Here is a 23,887-nt window from a genome sequence, read left to right on the forward strand (position 1 = left end):
GAGTTGAAGAGTAAAAATTTATTTGAACAAGAATTTGAACCACTGCCCAAAATTCTTGCTTAAAAGGTGGGTTTTTGAAGGCTTTAACTCCCGGGATTTTAGATTTTCTATAACTTTATTCATTGACTGGCCCTGCACATAATCAAGTCTTTTCCACTTTTCGGGCTCTAGATAAAATAGATCTCCAAATTGTTTGTAATTAGTTTCATCGATCTGCCTCCACTTGTCCAGAAAGATCTCCCCGTTCACCTGGTGCGAATGCCCCCAGTTGGAGAACTTTGTCTTTATTTCATCTTCACTTCTCGATAAACATTCGTGTATAACAATATGCGGAACGTAGATTACCCTTTGTTTGGTGTTTCTCCCTGTGACATAATCGGGATAGTTGGTGGCAAATTTTTGATTGCGGGGTTTTGATACGTACAAAATTCCATTCCCGGTATATTTATACAGGTTAATATAATAACCTGCAATCTGGATTCGGTTCTTTTCGGGGTTTTCGAGATACTTGTTGCGCGATCTCAGGGCCTCGGCAAAAGCTTTAAAATTCACAAAATATTCGTCACTGTCTACCTGTATCAGCCAGTTTCCTATACCCATTTTTGAAGCCAGCATTTTTCTTTCCCTTACCTCATTTTCCATAGGGGAGATATTAGGGAGGAAAAAATTATCTCTGTAAATGTTGATCTTATTTTCTGTGTCGAAAACATCAAGCCAGTCAAAAAATTGCTCCTCAACCTGAAACTTGCTGCCCGTCCACGTTCTTAGATCTTTATCGAGCGCAATGATGATAGAATCGGCTTCGCTGTACACCAATGGGAGGGAGGTTTTGAGTAACCGGTAATCATAAGACATTAAAAAACCGACCTGAATTTTATTCATTTTGCTGATGTAAGCTGTTGTTTTTTCTGAAAAGTACAGCCGGTACTTTTTCTCTTACTGAAGTAGAATTTCCCCTGGAATTCTGGTGTTTTATAAGATCCAGATTGTAAGAAGTAAGCATAGCAAAATGATAGTAAAATTATTTAATGCTCTTACCAGCCAGCTTTGCTTCGACCAGTTATGCTTCAGTAGTTTTGTTAGTAATACAGCAAAACTCATTAAAAGAAACCATACTGTAAAGAAAAATGATGTTTTTCCGCGCAGTAGTGCCGTTACGGTATCATGAATTAAACCACTTACTAAAAAGGTGATGACCAATGCAATGGATGTGGGGAAAATCCTTTTTGAAGGTTTGAAAATAAATTTTCCGAGGTAATACCCAAAAATAGGATTCCAGTATGTCCAGAAGGTCGGGAAGTTCTTAGCTCCAAAGGAGCGGGAAAGATTGTTGCGCAATGACCCCGGGCTTCCCATGGAAACCCCATTTCTTTTCTTTACGTAATCTGAAAGATTAATATTCAATTAAAATTTTTACTTAATTCAGGTGCCGGGATTCAGAAACATTTAATTTAAATCAATTTAAGAATATTTCTAAAACCTGCAGGTAGTTGTGTTTTATCATAACTCATTTGCAGTTCCTCATTATTCAAATTGGCTTTTACACAGATAATTTTCAATTAATCAAAGCAGGCCGTGAATGTCAAGCCGCTGTTGCGACTGGTATGTGGTCCAATCGTGAACTCCCAACTATTCAAAGGTTAACCTTACATCTGCATTTAGGTTTCAAGTTACAGCAAATTAAAATCCTGCTGCAGCGTCATCTCCGCGTGGATCTGCACCAGCTTCCAGCTTTCCATTAGGCAATACAAGAATGGCATCTACTTTTCCAATAATGGTAGATTCTCCCACTTGAATGTTATAGCCTTTTTGCTGTAGCGTATTCAATGTGGTTTCAGAAAAACCATTCGGTTCAAAACGCACTTCGTCAGGAAGCCATTGATGGTGGAAACGTGGTGCATTTACCGCCTGTTGCATTCCCATCCCAAATTCAGTAACGTTTAGAATAGTTTGCATGACAGAGGTAATGATCGTAGAGCCTCCCGGCGAACCAAGCACCATATAAAGTTCTCCTTCTTTCTCCACGATTGTTGGTGTCATAGAGCTTAGCATTCTCTTTTGGGGCGCTATTGAATTGGCTTCGGCTCCTACCAGCCCAAACATATTGGGCACTCCCGGTTTAGCACTAAAGTCATCCATTTCATTGTTCAGGAAGAAGCCCAGTTCTTCTATGTAGAGCTTTGATCCATAAGCACCATTTAAGGTAGTAGTCACTGAAACTGCATTTCCTTCAGCATCAACGATAGAGTAGTGGGTGGTTTCGAGACTTTCGGCAACCGGTACATTTCCATGGCCAATCGTGCTAGAAGGAGTAGCTTTTTGAAAGCTGAAACTACTCATACGCTCCTTGAGATAATCTTCGCTCAGCAGCATTTCCGAAGGAATATCAACGAAATCGGGATCACCAAGATAAAAGCCACGATCGGCATAGGCTCTTCTTTCAGCCTCTGTAATCACCTGTATGGCCTCTACCGAGTTATGACCGTACTCGTGAAGAGGGTAGGGGCGAATCATCTTCATAATTTGTCCCATCACAATGCCGCCACTTGATGGAGGAGACATTGAGATCACCCTAAGATCATCATAGGTGAAAGTTACGGGATCCCGCCATTTCACCTGGTAGGCAGCAAGATCATCTATGTTGATAATTCCGCCTTTTTCCTGAAGAAATTGTACCAGTTCTTGTGCCGTTTCACCCGAATAAAATTCTTCCCTGCCTTTTGTAGCAAGTCTTTGAAGCGTTGCAGCCAGCGCAGGATTTTTAAGGGTGTCTCCCGCTTCATGAGCTCTGGCAAACAGCACGTTCTCATGATTGGCTTTAATGATAGAATTGCGATGATATGCCAGGGCAGCAGCCTGTTTGGTAGTTACCACAAAACCCTGTTGAACCAGTGCAATTACCGGGGCCAAAATCTGTTCTACAGGCATGCTACCAAATTTTTCATGTACGGCAAAAATTCCGGCTACGGTTCCGGGGACTCCAACGGCCAGTCCGCCAAAACGGCTTTTTTGAGGATTTACATTACCAAGACTGTCCAGATACATATTGCGGTCTGCACCCAAGGGGGCTTTCTCCCGGAAATCAAGGGCACCGGTTTTGCCATTTTTGAGCCTGTACACCATAAAGCCACCCCCGCCCAAATTTCCGGCGTATGGATAAACCACTGCCAAAGCCATTTCGGTAGCTACCATGGCATCAAAGGCATTACCGCCCTGCTTTATGATCTCCAGGCCTATTTCTGAAGCTTCTTTACGGGCCGAGACCACCATTGCGTGCTCTGCTGTTAATCCGCGTTCTGCCGGAGCAGAAAACTCTTGAGGTTCTTTCGGAATTTTGCAGGACTGCTGAAGTATAATCAGCAGAAAAAAGACAAAGTATTTCTTCATGTATTGAGATTTTTCACAACCAGGAGGCTAAACTAAGGCAAAATAATAAATAGCTAATTAAAACAGTTCAAAACCCTGCCTGAAGTATTCTCCTCATTCTCTGTTCTTTTGCGGTAAATAAGCTACAGGGAGAAAATAAACACCGGAAAAAGCGGAATTTCCCTTTGAAAATTAGAAATAAGCTGCTTAATTTGCACTTTCAATTCGGGATGTGGCGCAGTCCGGTAGCGTATACGTCTGGGGGGCGTAGGGTCGCAGGTTCAAATCCTGTCATCCCGACGAACCGTTTTTAAACGGGTATAAAAACACTGTTAATCTATTGATTTTCAGTGTTTTTTGTTTTTATTGATATCATATGATATCAAACGAATTCATCCATTTTAGTGAATGATTCGGTGAATACTTTCTTTCCTTGAATTCAGTATCTTAGAAGAACATAGCGGTTAATTTGACTTTCGTCTTTACAAACCTTTGTATCACTTAAAGACGCCTGAAATGATTGATTTTACTACATTCTCCGTACTTTTCTTTACAAGAAAGCTGAACCGGAACTCGAAAGATTTATCCATTTACGCCAGGATTACCGTGAATGGAAAATGTGCTGAAATGAGCCTCAAAAGAAAAACTTCAGTGAATGAATGGGATAGTTCCAAAGGAAGAATTAAAGGGACCACACCTAAAATTAGAAAACTGAATAGCTATCTTGACCAAGTGTATTCTCAACTATTGGATATTCATAAGAAACTTCTGGATAAAGACAATCTTATTACAGCTGCAAAAATTAAAGCTTCCTATTTGGGACTTGATGAGGACCATAAGACATTGACGGATATTGTTCATTATCATAATAATAAAATGAAGAATGTTCTGAAATGGGGAACACTTAAGAATTACTTCACAACCGCCAAATACCTAGAAAAATTTTTACGAAAGGAGAAAAAAACAGATAATATATTTCTTAAACATATCAATTACCAGTTCATCGCAGAATTTGAAATGTTTCTTAGAAGTGGTAAACTAGAAAAAGGACAAAAAGCCTGTGGTAATAATGGGGCTATGAAACATTTAGAACGTTTACAAAAATTACTAAATCTTGCTGTAAAACTAGAGTGGCTTGAAAAGAACCCTTTCAGGAATTATAGCTTAAAGTTTGAGAAAAGTGACAGACAATTTTTGACCGAGAGAGAACTGCATAAGCTAGAAGAAACCATCTTTACCAACACTTCCCTTGAACGGGTCAAGGACATGTTCTTATTTTCTTGCTATTCTGGCTTGGCATATATTGAACTCAAAGAGCTGACAATAGATAAACTTGTAAAAGGTATGGATGGCAAAGACTGGATTTATACCAAACGAGAAAAAACGCAGCAGTCTGTAAAAGTTCCGCTGCTGAATCCTGCCAAGGAAATTATCAAAAAATATAGGGAAGATCCGGCAAAAGGAGCAAACGAAGTTTTTCCAGTTATATCCAACCAGAAGACCAATAAATATTTGAAAGAAGTCATGGAATCTATCGGGATCCGAAAGAAAATCACTTTCCACTCTGCCAGGCATACCTTTGCTACGGTAGTGACTCTTTCCAATGGTGTCCCAATTGAAACTGTTTCAAAACTACTAGGGCATACTAAACTTTCTACCACTCAAATATATGCAAGAGTACTGGAAAATAAATTGAGTTCAGATATTTCTACGTTGGATCAAATAATTCGGGAAAAGCGTAAGATTAATGGCAATTAGATTGAATTGTATGATTTTTAAAATAATATCGCTCCAACAAATAAATGATTTCTTCTGTCGAAGCTTTCTTGGGTTGTCATTCCGACGAAGACTCCAGGGAGATTTTCAAGTGGTTGTGAGAATCGGTAGGAAGATTCTGTCTGAAATGCCTATAGCATTTTATAACAAGATTGGTCCTCCTCTGGGACGGATTAAATAAACAAAGAAGAAAGAAATATCCGTAGGTCTTTTAATTTTTAAAGACTACCCCGAACCCAGAGGTTCAATATTAATTTTAGCAATTACACAGTCCAGACTTTTATCAGATCCACCTTTTCTACCTGACGGTTCCCGACTTTCCGCCTATATGAATAGCGCAAATAACCTAACTTTGTGGTTCCAAATTATAATAGAGAGTGAGAGTTATTGAGATCGACAAATGGAACAGGAGAGAGCATTATGAATTCTTGTCAAAAATGGCTAATCCAATGTTTGGTATAGTAACATAGGTTGAATGTACCGAGGCTTATAAATTTTCAGCAGATGCCGGTATTTCCTTCTTCGCCTATTACCTTCATAAATCAATGACTGCGGTAAATTCAGTGGACGAATTAAAATATCGGATGGAAGATGAAGAAGTAATTGCTTTCAATACTGTTCATGCAGGAACCACAATTGGCAGAGAAGATGGTACCTTCGGCTTTGCGTTTATATCTTTCAGCGAAAGCTTTGATAACTTTAATAATGACTTGCAAAGGGAAATAACAGCTGTGAAGTCTACAACAGGATTAAGGTTGAACAATGACGATATCACCAAAGACTTAATCCGAAATTCTACCTTTCCCTGGCATTCTTTCACAGGACTTTTGCACCCGAGTAACCATGACAAAAAGGAATCTGTACCTAAGATTACTTTTGGGAAATTTGCTGTTCGTGATGATAAAAAATATCTTCCTGTTTCAATAGAAGCACATCATGGGCTTGTGGATGGGTTACATTTAGGAAAATATCTTGAAAATTTTCAAGAACAACTTAATAAAAAAACATAGATAGCTGCTGCCTAAAAGTACGAATAGGAGCTGGTAACCAGGTCACCATAGAAAAATTAAATCTGAAAACCTCCCGGGGAATCTTAAAAATCAACAAGAGACAATTTACCGGGATGGCTACCAGCGGTTACCTTGAAAGAGGGAATGGGTGCTGAATAGCGGAGCGTTTTTCTAAATCATCAAAGCATCGAAAAATTTAAGAATTAAGCCTCCATCGGCCAATCTCCATACTGCCCCTCTGCCTGTTCAATTACTTCTTTCAGTAAATTATCCAGTTCCGAAAATGGCACTTTTCCCCGTAATTCTTTTTTCACCGCCATGCGAATGGCGGCGCGGGCGTCTTCTTTTTTGGTCCAGTCCAGCTGCAGGTTTTTCTTGACTGAGTCCACTACTTTATGCGCCAGGTCCTGGATGGGGCCGGTTTGGTTGAGTAATTTTTCGTTGGCAGATAACAGGTCATAGAAAGCCAGTTCATCTTCGGTTAAGCCGAGTTGCCTGGTCCTGATGTCATCCTGCTGAAATTCATTGGCGATGTCCAGCAGGTGTTTGATGGCTGCGATGGAATCCAATGAGTTTCGGTGGTAGTTGCTCAGCACTTTTTCCAGCTCGTCTTTCAGTTTGCGCATCCGGCGGATGTTCTTGGGCATTCGCACCCGTATCTCGTCATTGATGATCCTGCGCAGCAATTCGACTTTGATGTTCTCGTCACCTTTTTCCTTTACAATGGCCTGGAATCTATCGTCTACGATGGAAATATCGATCTTTTCCAGGTTGTGCATTTTTGCCAGGTCTACAATTTCCTGGGATTTCAGGGATTTGCTTATCAGGTCTTTTATCTTTTCATTCTTTTCCCTGCGGGGACCGGGAGGGAATTTGACCTTTCTGATGAGTTGCCTGATCTTCTGAATGATCGCCAGCTCTTCCTGGATCTCCCAAACCCGGGGATCTGAATTCGTCATTGCCACCAGTTCTGCCAGCTTTCGCTCTTCAAGCAAAAAGGCATCGGTAACGGCATCAGATTTTAAAAGGCTGTTCACAACACTGCTGGACCATTTCATTTTATTTATATCGGTCATTGCGTTGCTACTTTCCGCAGAAAAATCACCTATTAGATCTTTCACTTTCTCGAACTGCTCCAGGCATACTTTTACCGGGGCTTCCAGATCCAAGGTGGGTTTTCCTTCTCCGCCGACGGCGGTATATTTTTTGGTGGCTTCGGCCAGAAAGCCGGAAATGCCCATAAAATCTACTACGAGTCCGTTGGGTTTGTCTTTAAAGACCCGGTTCACCCTTGCAATCGCCTGCATCAGGTTATGGCCTTTCATGATCTTGTCCACATACATCGTATGGGCGCAGGGGGCATCAAATCCCGTGAGCCACATATCGCGAATGATCACTATTTGTAACGGATCCTCAGGCGTGCGGAAACGCTTTTTAATGGCTTGCATCGCGTCTTTGGTGCGTATGTGAGGATTCCAGTCTGTAGGATCTTTGCTGATGTTTCCGGTCATTATCACGGCTATTTCAGGGCATTCTTTAAGTGCGCTTAGCGCATTGTACATTTTTACGCAGTTCTTGCGGCTCATATACACGATCATCGCTTTGCCTTCCAGGCTTTCTGTCCTGGCCTTGAAATGGGTAAGGATGTCTTTGGCAACCCGTTCCACACGGTCAGCAGCTCCGGCGGCATCTTCTATCGCTGCCCAAACCGCATTGTTTTCCTCGTCCTCATCTTCCTCCATTTCATCCAGCTCCTTATCATATTTGGCTTTAATATTGAGCGGAACCATTTTTGGCTCGTAATAAATGGGCACCGTGGCCCCGTCTTCCACGGCCTGTTTGAAATCGTAGGTGTGAATGGTGGGTCCAAACACCTGTTGGGTATCGGCATCCTTGCCATCTACGGGAGTTCCGGTGAAGCCTATAAAGGAGGCATTGGGCAGGGCGCGTCTTATGTTCTGCGCAAAGCCGCCGCTATGGAATCCATACTGGGTGCGGTGGGCTTCATCTGCCATCACGATAAGGTTGTACCGTTCAGAAGGTACAGGGTGGGAGAGCTCTTTTCCCGAAGCCAGTTCTTTTAAGCGGAATTTCTCAATGGTGGTAAAAATCACCCCGCCGCCATCGGTGCTCAGCAGGGCCCGCAGCTCATCGGTGGTATCGGCGTGTTGCACGTGGCCCACCAGGTCTTTGCACAGCACAAAATTCTCATAGAGTTGCTGGTCCAGGTCATTGCGGTCTACCTGGATGAGGATGGTGGGATTTTTCATTTCGGGCATTTGCCTAAGGATCCCGGTAAGGATGGCCATCGAAATGCTTTTGCCCGATCCCTGCGTGTGCCAGATCACTCCCAGCCGGCCGTCACCTGTGGGTTTTATATTTTCTACCGCAGAGTCCACCGCTTTTTTGATGCCCGAGTACTGGTGATATTTTGCGCCCTTCTTGATTATTTTCCCGTTGTGGTCTTCGTGGAAAATGAAGTTTTGCAGGTAGTTCAATAAGGTTTTCTTCGGAAATAATCCCTTCAGCAAGGTCTCCAGCTGAAGTTCCTGTTTCTGCTGAAGGTCATTGCCGTGCAGACTTTTCCAAGGAGCAAACCACTTTAGAGAGGAATTATACATCCCGTGCAGGGTTTCCAGTCCATCTGAAACTACCGTGATGGCATTGTAATCAAACAGCTGCGGAATATCCTGAAAGTAATGCCCAATTTGCCGGTGCGCGTTTTCCACGCCCACCTCGGGATCAAACATATTCTTGAATTCAAAAACAATGAGCGGAAGTCCATTAATGAAAATGAGCAGATCTGTGCGCCGGCTGTTCTTGCCAATGATCTTTACTTCATCTGCACACACAAAGGTATTTTTCTCAGGTTCTTTGAAATTGATAGGGTAGAGGTGCCGGGCCTGTTCTTTGCCCGAAGCATCTTTCCAGGTAAGGGAAACCCCCTGGGTCATTTTTAGATGAAAATCGCGGTTGCGGTGATCAAGATCCATTCCCTCGTGCTGCGTAAAAGCTGCAAGGGCTTCGGGAGATGGTGTTCCGTGACCCTAACTCAGAAGCTGCTTTTTCAAAACCAGTTAAAATACTGGCAATGGTAGAATGAGGGAAAGAGAATAAGCATCCATTTAAGAAATCCGCTGAGGCCTTAAATCATTTTACTCTGCGTAATAGTGCATCCTGCCCCTAATTGTGTCATTATACCATTGGGCCTGATCATAGTCTTAAAATTTAATGACTTATTCTTTAATGTGCATTTTATCGTATTGACATATGGGCTCTGACCTTACCTACAACTACTGGGACTTTTTAAATGCCTCTAAGCCCTTTTTTAAGTCGTTTAAGGGAATTCCCTATATGATTTTCCACGGTTTTTATTGATACACCTAATTCCTCAGCTATTTCAGAATATTGAAGGCCTTCATATTTATGCAGTATAAAAGCCTCTCTGCATTTGTCAGGAAGATTTTCTATAGCCTTTTTCAATTTTTCCCTTTTTATACGAAGATATTCTGCATCGGCATCCTGATCAGTTTGTAATTTTTGGACTTCTATGTATCTAAGACTTTCCAGATGTTCCGAGATCCTCTGGTTCTTTCTGTAAAGATCTATATACCCATTGTGACAGGCTTTATAAAGATAGCTTTTAAGGGAGGTGGTAATGTTAATCTTTTTTCGTTTCCTCCACAGCGATAGCATTGAATTCTGAACAATGTCCTCTGCCTGATCTGGATCGGAAGTGAAATGAGTCACATATCTGCAGAGATCGGCATAATACAGATCAAAAACATATTTAAAAGCTCCAGAATTACCTCTGGATATGTCTTTGATCAGTCGCTCTTCATTCTGAAATAGGTAATTCATGTTGGGTTAACATTCTGCTAAGGTCTGGAAAGGTCAAATATGTAAAAAAAAAGTTAATTAAGTTAGGGGTTTGTGTTTTTTCTCTCGTCATAAGGAAAAGTAAGCATGAAAAAGGATTTGGAAATATTAATAAGTAAGTACCTCCGACACGAGTTGGAAGCTGCCGAACAGGAAGAATTGGAGGTCTTATTGGAGCATCCTGAAAACCTCCAGGAATTTAATAGTCAGGTGGAACTGGAATTTCTACTACAAAAGGACAAAAAGGAATTCCATGCTGTTCAGGGGTATTCAAAAATAGAAAAGAATTTGGGAAGTGAAAAGAGCTTAAACTGGAAAATCTGGCTGAAATATGCAGCTATTTTGGTGCTTCTGATGGCAATGACTTTCTTTCTGAATGAGCAAACGACAGTAACAGCAATTCCTGAAACCAATGTAGTTTATATTGAAGAGGGGAATGGAAATATTAAAATACTGGAGATGGAGGGAGAGAAGCAGATCACCAACAAAAAGGGAGAGGTAATAGCCACTAAAATCGCAAACAAAATTATTTATAAAGAACTTCCAGAAGCAACAGAACTTGAATACAACACGATTACCGTGCCTTACGGCTCTCTTTTCCAGATTGTGCTTTCCGATGGAACCGAAGTAGAGTTAAATGCGGGCACAGAGTTTAGTTATCCGGTACAATTTATTAACGGAGAAGACCGACAGGTATTTCTGAAGGGAGAAGGTTTCTTTAAGGTTTCTACAGACTCCCTGCATCCTTTTAAGGTGAACACCGGGGATTTTCATATCAGCGTTCTAGGAACTCAATTTAATATCTCTGCATATGAGGACGATCAAATTTCCTCCGCCGTACTAACGGAAGGTTCTATTATGTTAAACAATAAGAACTTTTTTCAGTTGCTTCATCCGGGAGAAATGGCAAGTATTACAAATTCAGAGGCTGCCATTACTGTTGAAAAAGTGAACATTAGAAAACATATTGCCTGGAAGGAAGGGATTGTAATATTTCAGAATGAAACTTTTGAGAAAATTACCAAGACGCTGGAGCGGACTTATAATGTGAAAATTGAGAATAAAGTTCCTGAGCTGAAGCAGGAAGTCTTTACAGCCACATTTGTGGATGAGGATATAGAGCAAATTTTGGCTTTGTTTAGCAAAAGTCGTCCATTTAAATACAAAATAAATGCAGGAAAGGTGACCATAGAAAAAAAATAAACCGAAGAATTCTGCCAAATTCTCCGGTTCCTAAATGTGATCAAATAGAGTTCAACCACTAATTTTCGATTATGAAACACAGTTACTTTGGTTTCAAACCAAATCACCTGCAAATTTGCGGGATTAAAATGAAATTCACAATATTTATATTCTTTATTTCATTTTTGACAACCCAAGCGAGCCCTTTTTTACAAAATCCCCAAGTGACACTCGACCTTAAGGAGGTCGAAGTGGGGGTTTTTCTGGAGCAGGTCCAGGAGCTATCTAATATGAGGTTCCTTTATAACCTTGAAGACATTAATCTAAAAAGAATAATTTCGGTAACGGTATATCAGGAACCCTTATCAGAAGTTCTTGGTCAAGTCTTTAAGGATACTGGGGTGAGTTTTGAGATCCAGGAGAAGCAGATCATCCTCTTTTCTTATCTCCCTCCGAGCGTACAGGCGGAATATCAGAAGATTTCCGGTAAGGTCACCGATGTTAACGGGTTACCTATGATGGGGGTGACCGTAATGGTTAAAGGCACCCAAAATGGTACCGTGACCGATACTGATGGAAACTACTTCATTAGTGCCGACACTGGAGATGTCCTTATCTTCAGCTACCTCGGTTTTAAAGTGCAGGAAATCCTCGTAGGAGAGGATGTAAATGCCGGGTCGGTATTATATGTTGTACTGGAAGAAACTTCTGATGCTCTGGGAGAGATAATAATTACCGGATACAACACCGTTGTACAAAAACGATCTACCGGAGCTATTAATGAACTCGATACTGAAGACATTATAGCGATTGATACCAAGGTAGATGATATGCTTCAGGGGCTTATTCCCGGTGTTTCTGTGATTAACAGTTCCGGGGAAGTAGGAGCCGTTCCAATAGTCAAGATCCGGGGGACTTCCACTTTAACAGGAAATACTTCCCCATTATGGGTGGTGGACGGGGTGGTGCTGGAAGATCCTGTGCCACTCACTCCTGCGGAACTGAATTCTCCCGATGTAGTGAATCGTATAGGAAATGCACTGTCGGGTGTAAACCCTCAGGATGTCGAATCCATCACAGTTCTTAAAGATGCTTCTGCAACCGCCATTTATGGAGTGCGAGCGGCCGGAGGAGTGATCGTACTCACTACAAAAAAAGGTATAGAAGGCCCGCCGATGGTCAACTTTAATAATTCCACCTCTATTGCACGGCGTCCTTCTTATGACCACTTCAACCTGATGAATTCCAAAGAGAGAATCGGCGTGGAGCAGTATTACCTGGACTCCGGACTAATGTATTACAACGCCGATGGGAATGTGAATTCGGTAGGATTGGCGGGGGCTTATGCACGTTATAAGGACCGTACCCTACCTACCTGGGCAGACTTTGAGGCTGAAGTACGAAATGCCCAGGAATACAATACCGACTGGTTTGATATTCTGTTCCGGGACGCCTTCAGCACCAACACCAATTTTAATGTTTCCGGGGGAGGACGAAATATGAATTATTACGCCTCCCTGGGAATGGTGGACGAGGAAGGCACCGATATTATGACGGGAAACAAGAGATTTAACGCTTCCCTCAAGCTCAATACAGAGCTGTCGGAAGGTCTGAATGTGGAATTTTATTTGTCCTCTTATAAATCAGAACGGAATTCGTATGCCTTTAGCAAAGTTCCTCCTGGGATCTCTAATTTTACAAGAGGGACCCCCAAACCTTTTGATTATGCGATTAATACCAGCCGTACCTTTCCGCTTAAGAATGCGGATGGAAGCTACTATATGTATCGTGGCCACGACGATTTCTACACGTTCAACATCATGAACGAATATGAAAATTCAGATCAAACCACCACCACGAATGGAACAAGTACTCGTGTTTCTCTGGATTGGGAGGTGCTTGACAATCTTTCAGCTTTCGCAGTAATAAATTATACCAGTACCGGACAGCTGGATGAAAGCTATTATAAAGAAAATACCAATCAGGTAGCGGGAATAAGGCGTTCAGAATTTGGAGAACCTGCTCCTGCAGACAGCAATCTACCATCTGGAGGAGTGTTATTTTCCAATTCCAATTTCCAGGAATATGCCATGGCAAGAATGGCCTTAGAATATGATCTTTTAGAAACTGAGGACCACTTTTTCCAGGTTTATGGAGGAGGAGAATATCGCGTAAATAATTACCGGGGTGACAATTCAATCGGGTGGGGATATCTTCATGATAGAGGCCGGATAGTTTCCCCGCATGAGAACATTGGAGAAGAATTGGCAGGAACTCCATATCTGATGATCCGGGATTTTACGACTAAATCTGCTTCTTATTTTGGGGTGGCTACTTATGCCTTGATGGATAAATATATTTTTAATGTTAATGTTAGGTACGACGGATCTAACCTGTTTGGTTCCAATCCACAATATCGATGGGAGCCTGCTTGGTCGGCCTCTGCAAGATGGAATGTGATGGATGAGGCTTTTATGGAAGGCAGTTTATTTAACAATCTGTCATTCCGGGGTTCATATGGGCTGCAGGGATCGACCAACAGCCAGAGTACTCCACAGATTGTGGCATCGTTCCTGAACCCAACCTACTGGTCTGAGCTTAATTTACTGCAGATTGCTTCCCCCGCTAATCCCGATTTAAGATGGGAGAAGACTTACAGCTCCAATATTGGGATGGACTTTGCGCTGTTTGAAAACCGGATCCAGGGTGCTGTAGATGTTTATAGCCGAAAGAGTGAGGACTTGATCACTAACACACGGATTTCAGAAGTGAACGGATTCTCATATCTGCCGATAAACTTTGCCGATGTTACAAATAAGGGAGTGGAGTTTGGGATTACCACCAGGAATTTCTACGCTCCTGAAGAAGGTTTCCGTTGGAGTACCACCGTAAATTTTGCTTATAATAAAAACGAAGTAACCAAGGTGAATCTTGATCCTGTGGTGGCCAGAATGCTTTCTGGTTTCCCATATAAACCGGATGCAGCATTGGTGGGCAAACCTTTGAATGCCTTGTACTCTGTGGATTTTTCACATATTGATGAAAATGGTATTGCCAGGTTTAACCTTGCTAATGGCGAACTGACCCAGGGTCCCCGAAATTTGAAATTCGAGGTGGAGGATCTGGTATATAATGGACCTATTGAGGCCCCTTACCAAGGTGGGATTAGTAACCTGTTCGAATATAAGAATTTCAAGCTCTCTGCCCTGTTTACCTATGGGTTCGGGAACTACTTCAGAAGAGGACAGATTTTGGAGTCATGGATGTTTGCTCCCGACCAGAACCTGAGCACGGAACTTGCCAATGCATGGAAGGAAGCAGGAGATGAAAACTTCACTGACATCCCCAATATCAGAAACGAAACGGGAGCTAATAACCATAAAATGTACTGGAACCAGAGTGATGCAAGAGTTGTAAAAGGTGACTACCTGCGCCTGAGCAATGTTTCGTTGCAGTATTACCTGCCTCAGTCAGCTCTGGGAACCCTTGGCTTGTCGAGAGGATTTCTGCAGCTGGAAGGAAACAACCTACTGTTATTTGCAGATGACAGGCTTGATGGCTACGATCCAGAGACCTTCCCGTATCAATCCCTGCCTTTGCCGACCTCATACCTGCTAAGCTTAAATGTCACCTTCTAAAAATCTACAAATATGAAAGCACTAAATAAAATGCTATTGCTCTTCTGTCTCCTTTTTGCCGTGAGTTCGTGTGACGATGCTCTGGAAGAGGATCCGCAGAATTTACTGAAGCCGGAGACTGTTCAGGATTACGATGAATTATTAAACTTCGGATATCCTACCACGCGTGATTATGGCACGCAGGTGGTTCTGGATTTTTATGTGGAAATGATGACCGACGATATGGATATCCGGTATTTTAACCAGGATGCGATTGAGTATCCCATTCATCCATTTTCTTTTGAATCAACTCATGAACACCCTTCCATGCTGAATGGTTATGACCAATCCTGGAAGAATTTCTATCAGTCGATTTATTACGCCAATGTGGTAGTGGATAATGCGGCCTCTTCCACCGGAAATGAGGGTTTCAAGGAATATGTCAGAGGTGAAGCCATGATTCTTAGAGCCTTTTCCTATTTTAAATTGATCAACTTGTATGCAAAACCTTACGATGCTGCTACCGCGGCTTCTGATCCGGGAGTACCTTTAAAGCTGGATCCAACTGTACAGGCGGAATCCTATACTCGTAACAGCGTTCAGGAGATTTACGATCAGATCCTGGAGGATCTTTCCATGGGGATTAGTTTGATGGAAGCCAATGACCAGAGAATCACGTCCAAATATAAATTCACCCCGATCTCTGCAAAACTGCTGGCCTCCCGAGTTGCACTTTATATGGAGGATTATGAACGCACCATCGAATATGCTACCGAGGTCATAGATTCCAATTCCCGCCTTTTTGACCTTTCCGGGAATACCTGGGAATTTGCGCAAACCAGCTGGGGTTATGCCCAAGGGACGCATTACCTGAATGAAAATAATTCCAACGTGCTTTTCCTTTATGGATCTAATGAGTTTTACAGTTATATCTTTTGGCCTGGATCCCTGGCCCTTTCCGATGACCTCACCGGCATTTTTGAACCGGGGGACCTGAGATACTATTATTTCTCCTATATCAAGGGGCCCCAGGGTCGGGTACCTTTTAAATTTCGACCTTTTCCCAACCGATTAGGGGAACCAATAAGGGGAATGCGGGTGGAGGAGGCTTATCTGAACCGGGCTGAAGCCTATGCCATGACTGGACGCCAGGAACTTGCTTTCAATGATATCAATTACGTTAGAAGCTTCAAATTTTCTGATAGTTTCGAGGAGGAGAGCGGGTATTATGAATACACCACTACGGAATATCCTAATGAAGAAGCGGTGATAGCCGCCGTGAGGGAAGAGCGCCGCAGGGAACTTTTTGGGGAATTCCACCGCTGGTATGACCTGAGAAGATATGGAATGCCCGAAATTATTCATCAGCACAACAATGAAACCTATGTGCTTCCGCAGGGAGATCCGCGATATATTCTTCAGATCCCACAAATGGAGTTAGATTACAATTCTCTGATGGAGCCAAACCCAAGATAAATAATAGTAAAGATGAAAAATATGAAAAGTTTACATTTACTTATAAAATCTTTTCTGATCCTTCCGGTTATTTTAATCGGATTTGTTTCCTGCTCCTCAGAAGCGGAGGACCTGACCGGAGATTATTCCGCTCCCCAGGAACTGCCAGTGAATCTAACTCCTGGGACGCCCCTGACCGACAGGATCCTGAAACTTTATGATGATTACGGCATTATAGTCTACTCTGATACAATTGTAGGCGACAGGATGTTCCGCGATCTGGTTTCTGAGGAAAGTTTGCAGATCCCCAACCGCCTGTCCGCAGATAGTACAGCAGCCATACTTTACGTGAATATGATTGAAGACGAATTTATTAAAGTACTTCCAGAAGGAAAGGAAAACTTGGTCTTCAGGAATTTTTACCTCTATAAGAACGACCTGACGAGTGGCGCCTACGAATACATATCCTACCTCTGGTATAACTCGAATGCAGACTTAACGATAGGGGGTATTGATAAAGAGAAGATGGATTCGCTGCATTATAAGCAAACCTTCTTTTATGGTTTGTCCTCGGTGCTTAGAAGTGACCCCGGCTTAATGACCAATTTCTATCGACCCTTCGTGGATTATAAAACAGACGCCAGAGTTTATTACTGGCAGGTAAATTCGCTGGAGGATGGTTATGAAAGAGGTTTCCTTACAGGAAATCAATCCCTGATTATGACAGACCAACAGGATTTTGATCTATACGCGGCGTGGGGGGCAACTACTGACCCGGCCGAAATGGAAGCTCTAATGTCTGAGTATCCCATGATTCGGGAGAAATATGAATTCGTTTCGGAAATGTTCCGACAAGAAGGCATTCCTCTTGAAGAAATTAATGAAAAATGGCAGCAAAGTCCATATAATTCTAAAAGCAAGCCCAATGATATTTAAAACATTTACAGAAAAGCGAAACCCCTTCTATTATTTCCTTTGTTTCTTTATTGCAACACTTACCTTAATCAGTTGTGGACAGGATCAGAAAGCCTCGAAAAGTGAGGACCCCGAACCTATGGTAGTAACAGGAAAAATAGAAAATTTCGGGGATACGGTAGTTGATTTTTCCTATTACACCTATGAGTTCTTAAATGATCTTGAAAAGGAAGAAGTAGCTTTTGATGGCAATGGAAATTTCAGGATGGAACTTCATGTCAAGAATTCTTTAAAAGGCTGGTTTTCTTTTGGTAAAGTGCCTATGACGGAAGAATTTACCTTTACAACAGTGGAGGGAAAAGATACTATCAATAAGGCGAGTACTATGGATTTCAGAATGGTATTTCTTTATCTGGAACCAGGAGATAGCCTGCATGTCACTGCCGACGTGGAAAAAATGAATGAAACGCTTGCATTCAGTGGGAATGCTGCAGCAAACAATGATTTTGTCCAGCTGGAAGAGACCACTTACAACAGTTATAAACATAAATTCCTTAAGAACTGGTACAATCTGGTTCATCGGCAGCCCAATGAATATAAACAAATCACAGATAGCCTCAGGGATGAAAAACTTGCCTTTCTAGATACTTTTGCAGAGGAGGGGAAAGTAAGTCCAATTCTTTTGGAAATGTTTCGCAACGACTACATAAGCACCGCTGTGGGCTCTAAAATCTATTATCCGGCAGGTCATGCATCTTATAATGAACTTGATTCCACCGAACTTCCTTCAGATTATTTCGATTTCCTGGGAGAGGTGTCGCTAAAAGACGATATAGGGTCCAATGGAATTGGTTATTTTTATAATCTCAGATCTTACCTCAGAAAGAAATATGAATTGGCGAAACTTGCAGATCCGGCTTTACCCGAATTCTATGAATGGACCCGTACCGAACTTCCGGAAGAGGTGAGGTATGAGTTTATGGCCTATTCGTTGTCAGGGGATTTCTCAAGAAGGCTCTATGACGAATTTGGCGAAAATACTCCCTATCCGGAGATGGCGAAGGTGGTAAAGGAAAAATATCGTCACCTGGAAGGAATGCTGGAAGGAAATCCCGCCCCCGAAATTGTATTTCAGGATATAGAAAATAAGGATATCACCCTCACTTCATTTCAGGGAAAATATACGTATATCGACCTTTGGGCCACCTGGTGCGGCCCCTGTATAAAAGAAATACCCAGCCTTCAAAAACTGGAGAAGGAGTATAGTGACAGAAATATTCAATTCGTAAGTGTATCTATTGACGAGGAAAAGGATCTGGAAAAATGGAAGAGGTTTGTAAGGGAGAAGAACCTCACCGGGCATCAGTTAATAGCTGATAAGTTTGCGGATTCCATTCTTGCCACCACCTTTAATATCAAAAATATACCCAGATTTTTACTGCTTGACCCCGAAGGAAAGATCGTGGATGCCAGTGCTCCCTTTCCGTCTGACCCTGAACTTGTAGCCCTTTTTAAAGAACTGAACATATAATCCCAAAAAAAAAACTTACATCAAATGAAGGAATTAAATGCATTCCTGATCCTGTTTCTGGTCGCAAATATGGGCTATGCCCAAAATGATCCAGGTATAGGAGAGGAGATAAAACAACAAGATTCAACTGCGATAGAGGTACCGGTGGAGGTTGTGAACAGAGAGTATTTCAAAGACTTCTTTGAGGAGTCTAAGAAGAGTCTGTTGCTGGTAGGAGAGAATCATTCCTCTTCTGTAGCTTCCGGAATTTATCCGCCCCTGATCGAATATCATTACAAAGAGAATGGCGTCAAAACTCTTTTTATAGAATTCGGTCCCGCTGAAGCCTATTTCTATTCAAAATATCTTGCCACAGGAGAAGAGCGGCACCTGAAATACACCATTTATGCAGGTTATTACAAAGACTGGATGCGTGCCTGGAAAGAGATCTATGAGTTTAATGAAACACTGGAAGAGCCACTGGAAATTGTAGGAGTGGATTTTGACAGGGCCCGAACCTTCGCTTATGCCCTATACAGCATTCTGAGTCCTTATGAGGGCAAACCAACGGAAATTGATTCGCTACTGAATGTTATCAAAAGCCAAGAGTTTTATAATACCTATACAGTTGGCTATCCTACGGAGCTCGACATGGAATTCGTCACCGCTACAAAGGAACTGCTTAAAAGACATACGACCGCTTTGGAAAAATTGCTTAAACCAGAAGATAAGACAGTGGTAGAAAGAATGGTGCAGAATAAGGCCTTGGGCTTTAACGATGAACGGGAGCTTCATATCACAGCAAATGTAACTGATTTTGTAAAAAAATCAGGAGAGCAGGAATTTCTTATGCTGGTAGGTAGGGACCATACCTATCTGGATGCCATCTATGATGATGATCTGAGGCTGGCATCCTACTTAAAAAAGGAAACAGACTTTACGACCCTTACCGGGCTTATCCTGCATGAAAATTCACAACAATGGGGGGAAAATTACACCAAGGAGATCACTCTTTATGAAGTGAGAGATAAAATCCCATGGAAGGAATATTTTCAGGTACTTGACTCTAAAGCCGTCGCAGACATAACTGTGGTGCCGCTGAAAGGAGAACTCGAGCCTCTTACCCAATATGTGGACTACGTAATTATTGCACGTAATATGGGACCCATTCAATTTTAACTCTGTTACCAACATAATTTATTAATTAACAGCATCCTTCTCAGGAATTAGCCAATGCTGGATATATCGCCTTTCGAAGTAGAGGCGATATCATTTTATCATTGAATGTAATGAAACGACTACTATTCATAATTTTTCTTGTAAGCCTTTCTTCTCAGGGCCAGATTTATGATCCTGTACAATGGACCACTTCTGTTGAGAAAGTTGGGAAACAGGAATACAGCCTCATAACCGAAGCCATAATTGAGGAAGGCTGGCACCTGTATTCTCAGAAGGTTCCCGAGGATGGACCTATTCCTACACAATTTACCTTTAAAGAATCCCCTGTTTTTGAACTTCTGGAAGGAATTCAGGAAAGTGAGGGAGTTACTGAAATGGATCCAGTTTTCAAATTGGAAATCACCTATTTTGAAAGCAAAGCGGTGTTTATTCAGCGTGTCAAAGTTTCTGGAGCACTTCCTTTACGTATTAAAGCAAAAGTCGAATTCATGGTATGCGACGCCGAAAGGTGTCTGCCGCCCATAACGTTGCCTTTGGAATTCATCATTGTTGGTCCTGGGGGTGAGGCTGCGATTCTACCTGCTGCAATATCTACCGATGACAGTGAAGAGCATGCAGGTAAAGAGACCGTCACTTCGGGCTCCGTAGAAAAGATCCAAACGAGAGATAGAGATTTTTTCAGCATTTTTGTTATCGCCTTTTTTTCAGGCTTTGCCGCCTTACTCACCCCATGTGTTTTCCCGATGCTCCCTCTAACAGTGAGTTACTTCACGAAGCAAAGTAAGTCACGGGTTAAGGGCATTAGCAATGCGGTAATCTACGGTATTTCGATCATTGTTATCTATGTCCTTTTAGGGACTCTTGTGACGGTCCTGTTTGGAGCTGATTCCCTGAACGCGCTCTCTACCAATCCCTGGTTCAATTTTATTTTCTTTTTGCTGCTCGTCGTTTTTGCGTTATCCTTTCTAGGGGCCTTTGAATTGGTGCTGCCAGCTTCCTGGGGAAATAAAATTGACTCTAAAGCTGATAAAGGGGGATATATCGGTATTTTTTTTATGGCCCTAGCCCTGGCTATTGTTTCTTTTTCCTGTACGGGCCCCATTGTTGGAACTCTGCTTGTAGAAGCTGCTTCCAAAGGAGGCTTGGCTCCAGTGGTTGGTATGGCAGGTTTCGCCCTGGCAATAGCCTTGCCTTTTGCTATTTTTGCCGCTTTTCCTGGATGGATGAACAGCCTTCCTAAGTCGGGGGGATGGCTCAACACTGTAAAAGTTTTTTTAGGTTTTCTGGAACTAGCCCTGGCTTTCAAATTTCTTTCCAATGCTGATCTTGTGCTCCAATTGCATCTATTGAAGCGAGAGGTCTTTCTGGCAATTTGGATCGCCATTTTTGGTGCTTTGGGTCTATACCTATTCGGTAGAATTAAATTATCTCATGATGCACCCTCAAATGCCATTTCAGTTTCTCGTTTGAGCCTGGGTCTTCTGGTAATTACCTTTACTATCTACCTCATACCCGGATTGTGGGGGGCGCCGTTAAAGCTTATCAGCGGTTTTCCTCCACCTATGAATTATAGCGAGTCTCCCAATGGTTTTGGAGTTGCGATTACAGGAGCTGAAGGGGTATTGGAAACGGGTCTTCCAGAAGGCGCCAAATTTGGCCCGCATAACATTGTCTCCTTCCTGGATTATAAAACCGGATTGGCTTACGCCCAGAAAGTCGGTAAACCAGTGTTGTTGGATTTTACAGGACATGCCTGTGTGAACTGCCGTAAAATGGAAGAACGGGTCTGGTCTGAGCCCGAGGTGCTGGAGATTCTGAAGAATGAGGTGGTGTTGATCTCCCTTTATGTGGATGACAAGAGAGAACTTCCGGAAAATGAGCAGTATGTCTCGGAAACTACAGGGCGGGAAATAAAATCTATCGGAAACAAATGGAGTGATTTTCAGATCCGGCACTACCAGGCGAATGCGCAACCTTATTACGTACTATTAGATTCTGAAGGAAACCAGCTTAATGAGCCCAGTGCTTATGAACCCAATATAGAGACCTACCGACTGTGGTTGGAAGAGGGGCTGGGGAGCCAGGAATAATAATTGGATATTTATAAACTAAAATACTCCGCCACCTTTGCCTGCAAATCTTCCTCGGGAATCTGAGGATCAAATTCATTTGTTTCAGGATTATATTTATAGTCTCTCCTCCAGATATGCACATGTTCTACAATTATTTCAATGGCTTCACAAATTCTTTCCAGTTCCTTATCCTGAAGAATTGGGTGAAGGGATAGGCGCACTCATCCCGGTTTATGGGTAAAATCATTGGACCTTATATCCTGAATGATTGAATTAGAAGAATATTCGTCCACATTGAAAAGATAATGGCTGAAGGTACTGGAACAGGACCAGCCGCCTCTTACCTGAATTCCAAAACGGTCATTCAGCAGCCGTACCACCAGGTTGTAATGTACTCCTGAAAAATTAAAAGCAACACAGCCGATCTTCCGAGCTTCTGGATCCCCCAAGATCTTTACCTGCGGAAGCGCAGTCATGCTTTTGTAGAACAGGTTGAGCAGTTCTCGCTCCCGAGCTTTTATATTGTTGGTTCCCATTCTTTCCTTCAGCTTTATGGCAAGAGAGGACTTTATAACCTGAAGGATTCCAGGAGTGCCTCCGTCTTCTTTCGTCTCTATATCTTTAAAATATGAGTAATCACCTCTGGGAGTTGTCCACTTCACGTTTCCTCCTCCAGGGTTGTCAGGACAGGATTTATTATACAGTTTTTTATTGAAGACCAGGATTCCGCAGGAACCGGGACCGCCGAGGAATTTATGCGGAGAAAAAAAGATGGCATCCAGTTTGCATTCTTCTTCGGCTGGATGCATGTCTATATCCACATAAGGGGCAGAGGCGGCAAAATCGATAAAACAAAAACCTCCTGCACGATGCATGATGGCGGCAAGCTCATAATAGGGGGTGATCTCTCCTGTGACATTGGAACAGGCGGTAAAGGAGCCAATTTTAACCTTCCTGTCGGAATATTTTTGAAGTTCACTATCAAGAAGTTCCGGCCATACTTTTAAATCCTCTCCGGGAGGAACAATGACCACCTCGGCTCCAAGCGCGTACCAGGGGACCTGGTTTGAATGGTGTTCCATGTGTGTAATAAATACTACCGGTTTTTCATCCTGCTGGTCCAGCCCCATCAGTCGAATAAGTTTTGATAAAGCTGCAGTCATGCCTGTACCGGTAGTCACCAAAATGTCTTCTTCGCTGGCACCTACATGGGAACGTATTATGCTCCTGGCATGTTTATAGGCATACGTGGTGAGCTTTCCCGACTGACTTGAAATGGCCATTGTGGGGCCTACTTTCTGCATGATAATCTGTTCAATAGGGGCATAAAGTCGGCCCGCTGGCCATCCAGTCTGCGTAAAGCATCTCCTTTTTTCCATAAATTGTCTCGAAATGGTGGTCATTCCCTACAACTCCTTCCAGAAATTTATTAAAATATAATTCCAGGTGGTCAGTAACCCCATCCCAATTTCGCTCGGAATTTAGCTTGAGGTTGTAATTTTTTATAATCTTGGATTAAATAAAAACATCAGAAATGGTAAATCTAAAAAGGAGAGTGAAAACTTCAAAAACATTTTGTTCTTCGACTGGGTTCGTATCTTTTTGTTCTTTTCCCTGCTCGGATCAGGAGGGAATTTGATCTTTCTTATAAGTTATCTAATCTTTTGAATGATCGCCACCTCTTCTTGTATCTCCCAGATCCTTCGATCTGAACTGGTCATTGCCACCAATTCTGCTAGCTTTCGTTCTTCGAGCAAAAAAGCATCAGTTACAGGATCAGATTTAAAAGACTATTCACTTTAGAGTTTGACCATTTCATCCTGCCCATTAAGGGCATCGCATTAATGGTTTCAGCATCAAAATCCCCAATTAGATACTTCATTTTCTCCAACTGCTCCAGGCAAACCTTTACCGCGGCTTCAAGGT

Annotated in this window: 15 protein-coding genes, 1 tRNA gene and 2 pseudogenes; 10 read left to right on the forward strand and 8 right to left on the reverse strand. The window is 42.4% G+C overall.

Translation table 11 applies throughout. The features are described 5' to 3' along the window. Positions 1-18: 18 nt before the first annotated feature. The 3 genes from V5739_RS13670 to ggt all read right to left on the reverse strand — a co-directional run bounded on the left by V5739_RS13670 (position 19) and on the right by ggt (position 3,387). Positions 19-882 carry a hypothetical protein gene (locus V5739_RS13670; protein ID WP_423818609.1) on the reverse strand — a complete coding sequence of 288 codons (864 nt, stop codon included), beginning with the start codon at positions 880-882 and terminating at the stop codon, positions 19-21. Positions 883-972: 90 nt separating this feature from the next. After that, positions 973-1,404: an MBOAT family O-acyltransferase gene (locus V5739_RS13675; RefSeq protein ID WP_423818610.1), complete on the reverse strand. Its 432-nt coding sequence runs from the start codon at positions 1,402-1,404 to the stop codon at positions 973-975. Between the two features lie 276 nt (positions 1,405-1,680). After that, the gene (gene ggt / locus V5739_RS13680; RefSeq protein WP_423818611.1) at positions 1,681-3,387 is read right to left on the reverse strand and encodes a gamma-glutamyltransferase; all 1,707 of its coding nucleotides are present in this window, start codon (positions 3,385-3,387) and stop codon (positions 1,681-1,683) included. A 205-nt stretch (positions 3,388-3,592) separates the two neighbouring features. On the opposite strand from ggt, the gene V5739_RS13685 reads away from it, so the two are divergent. From V5739_RS13685 to V5739_RS13695, 3 genes and pseudogenes are all read left to right on the forward strand, one after another. Further along, positions 3,593-3,666, forward strand: a tRNA-Pro gene (locus V5739_RS13685). A gap of 216 nt (positions 3,667-3,882) precedes the next feature. After that, positions 3,883-5,124 carry a site-specific integrase gene (locus V5739_RS13690; protein WP_423818612.1) on the forward strand — a complete coding sequence of 414 codons (1,242 nt, stop codon included), beginning with the start codon at positions 3,883-3,885 and terminating at the stop codon, positions 5,122-5,124. 509 nt (positions 5,125-5,633) lie between these two features. Beyond that, a pseudogene (locus V5739_RS13695) lies at positions 5,634-6,152 on the forward strand (CatA-like O-acetyltransferase); the annotation flags it as partial. A 203-nt stretch (positions 6,153-6,355) separates the two neighbouring features. Here V5739_RS13695 and V5739_RS13700 read toward each other — a convergent pair. From V5739_RS13700 to V5739_RS13710, 3 genes and pseudogenes are all read right to left on the reverse strand, one after another. Further along, on the reverse strand, positions 6,356-7,387 hold the full coding sequence (locus V5739_RS13700; protein WP_423820489.1) for a DUF3387 domain-containing protein: 1,032 nt from the start codon (positions 7,385-7,387) through the stop codon (positions 6,356-6,358). After that, a pseudogene (locus V5739_RS13705) lies at positions 7,361-9,157 on the reverse strand (type I restriction endonuclease subunit R); the annotation flags it as partial. The gene V5739_RS13700 and the pseudogene V5739_RS13705, both read right to left, overlap by 27 nt. Before the next feature lie 301 nt (positions 9,158-9,458). Beyond that, positions 9,459-10,013, reverse strand: coding sequence for an RNA polymerase sigma factor (locus V5739_RS13710; RefSeq protein WP_423818613.1), 555 nt, complete (start codon positions 10,011-10,013; stop codon positions 9,459-9,461). 105 nt (positions 10,014-10,118) lie between these two features. Here V5739_RS13710 and V5739_RS13715 point away from each other — a divergent pair, with 105 nt between their 5' ends. The 7 genes from V5739_RS13715 (at position 10,119) to V5739_RS13745 (ending at position 21,979) form a co-directional block, all read left to right on the forward strand. Further along, a complete protein-coding gene (locus V5739_RS13715) occupies positions 10,119-11,234 on the forward strand; it encodes a FecR family protein (protein WP_423818614.1) in 1,116 nt (371 codons plus the stop codon). A gap of 203 nt (positions 11,235-11,437) precedes the next feature. Continuing rightward, positions 11,438-14,851, forward strand: coding sequence for a SusC/RagA family TonB-linked outer membrane protein (locus V5739_RS13720; RefSeq protein ID WP_423818615.1), 3,414 nt, complete (start codon positions 11,438-11,440; stop codon positions 14,849-14,851). A gap of 12 nt (positions 14,852-14,863) precedes the next feature. Then, positions 14,864-16,306 carry a RagB/SusD family nutrient uptake outer membrane protein gene (locus V5739_RS13725; protein WP_423818616.1) on the forward strand — a complete coding sequence of 481 codons (1,443 nt, stop codon included), beginning with the start codon at positions 14,864-14,866 and terminating at the stop codon, positions 16,304-16,306. A gap of 147 nt (positions 16,307-16,453) precedes the next feature. Further along, the gene (locus tag V5739_RS13730; protein WP_423818617.1) at positions 16,454-17,221 is read left to right on the forward strand and encodes a hypothetical protein; all 768 of its coding nucleotides are present in this window, start codon (positions 16,454-16,456) and stop codon (positions 17,219-17,221) included. Beyond that, the gene (locus V5739_RS13735; protein ID WP_423818618.1) at positions 17,211-18,731 is read left to right on the forward strand and encodes a TlpA family protein disulfide reductase; all 1,521 of its coding nucleotides are present in this window, start codon (positions 17,211-17,213) and stop codon (positions 18,729-18,731) included. Before V5739_RS13730 ends, V5739_RS13735 begins: the two co-directional genes overlap by 11 nt. Positions 18,732-18,755: 24 nt before the next feature. Further along, on the forward strand, positions 18,756-19,889 hold the full coding sequence (locus V5739_RS13740; protein ID WP_423818619.1) for a hypothetical protein: 1,134 nt from the start codon (positions 18,756-18,758) through the stop codon (positions 19,887-19,889). 110 nt (positions 19,890-19,999) lie between these two features. Beyond that, positions 20,000-21,979, forward strand: coding sequence for a cytochrome c biogenesis protein CcdA (locus V5739_RS13745; RefSeq protein WP_423818620.1), 1,980 nt, complete (start codon positions 20,000-20,002; stop codon positions 21,977-21,979). Positions 21,980-21,990: 11 nt separating this feature from the next. On the opposite strand, the gene V5739_RS13750 is transcribed toward V5739_RS13745, so the two are convergent. Continuing rightward, positions 21,991-22,182, reverse strand: coding sequence for a hypothetical protein (locus tag V5739_RS13750; protein ID WP_423818621.1), 192 nt, complete (start codon positions 22,180-22,182; stop codon positions 21,991-21,993). After that, on the reverse strand, positions 22,183-23,265 hold the full coding sequence (locus V5739_RS13755; protein ID WP_423818622.1) for an aminotransferase class V-fold PLP-dependent enzyme: 1,083 nt from the start codon (positions 23,263-23,265) through the stop codon (positions 22,183-22,185). Positions 23,266-23,887 lie beyond the last annotated feature (622 nt).

The sequence above is a fragment of the Salinimicrobium sp. TIG7-5_MAKvit genome (assembly GCF_049569215.1).
Taxonomy (GTDB): Bacteria; Bacteroidota; Bacteroidia; order Flavobacteriales; family Flavobacteriaceae; genus Salinimicrobium; species Salinimicrobium profundisediminis.

Excerpts from the sequence above, each read along its gene's own strand:
- V5739_RS13740 (WP_423818619.1), top strand. The coding sequence starts at position 18,756 with ATGAAGGAATTAAATGCATTCCTGATCCTGTTTCTGGTCGCAAATATG.
- V5739_RS13735 (WP_423818618.1), top strand. The coding sequence starts at position 17,211 with ATGATATTTAAAACATTTACAGAAAAGCGAAACCCCTTCTATTATTTC.
- V5739_RS13745 (WP_423818620.1), top strand. The coding sequence starts at position 20,000 with ATGAAACGACTACTATTCATAATTTTTCTTGTAAGCCTTTCTTCTCAG.
- V5739_RS13715 (WP_423818614.1), top strand. The coding sequence starts at position 10,119 with ATGAAAAAGGATTTGGAAATATTAATAAGTAAGTACCTCCGACACGAG.
- V5739_RS13755 (WP_423818622.1), bottom strand. The coding sequence starts at position 23,265 with ATGCAGAAAGTAGGCCCCACAATGGCCATTTCAAGTCAGTCGGGAAAG.
- V5739_RS13670 (WP_423818609.1), bottom strand. The coding sequence starts at position 882 with ATGAATAAAATTCAGGTCGGTTTTTTAATGTCTTATGATTACCGGTTA.
- V5739_RS13690 (WP_423818612.1), top strand. The coding sequence starts at position 3,883 with ATGATTGATTTTACTACATTCTCCGTACTTTTCTTTACAAGAAAGCTG.
- ggt (WP_423818611.1), bottom strand. The coding sequence starts at position 3,387 with ATGAAGAAATACTTTGTCTTTTTTCTGCTGATTATACTTCAGCAGTCC.
- V5739_RS13710 (WP_423818613.1), bottom strand. The coding sequence starts at position 10,013 with ATGAATTACCTATTTCAGAATGAAGAGCGACTGATCAAAGACATATCC.
- V5739_RS13725 (WP_423818616.1), top strand. The coding sequence starts at position 14,864 with ATGAAAGCACTAAATAAAATGCTATTGCTCTTCTGTCTCCTTTTTGCC.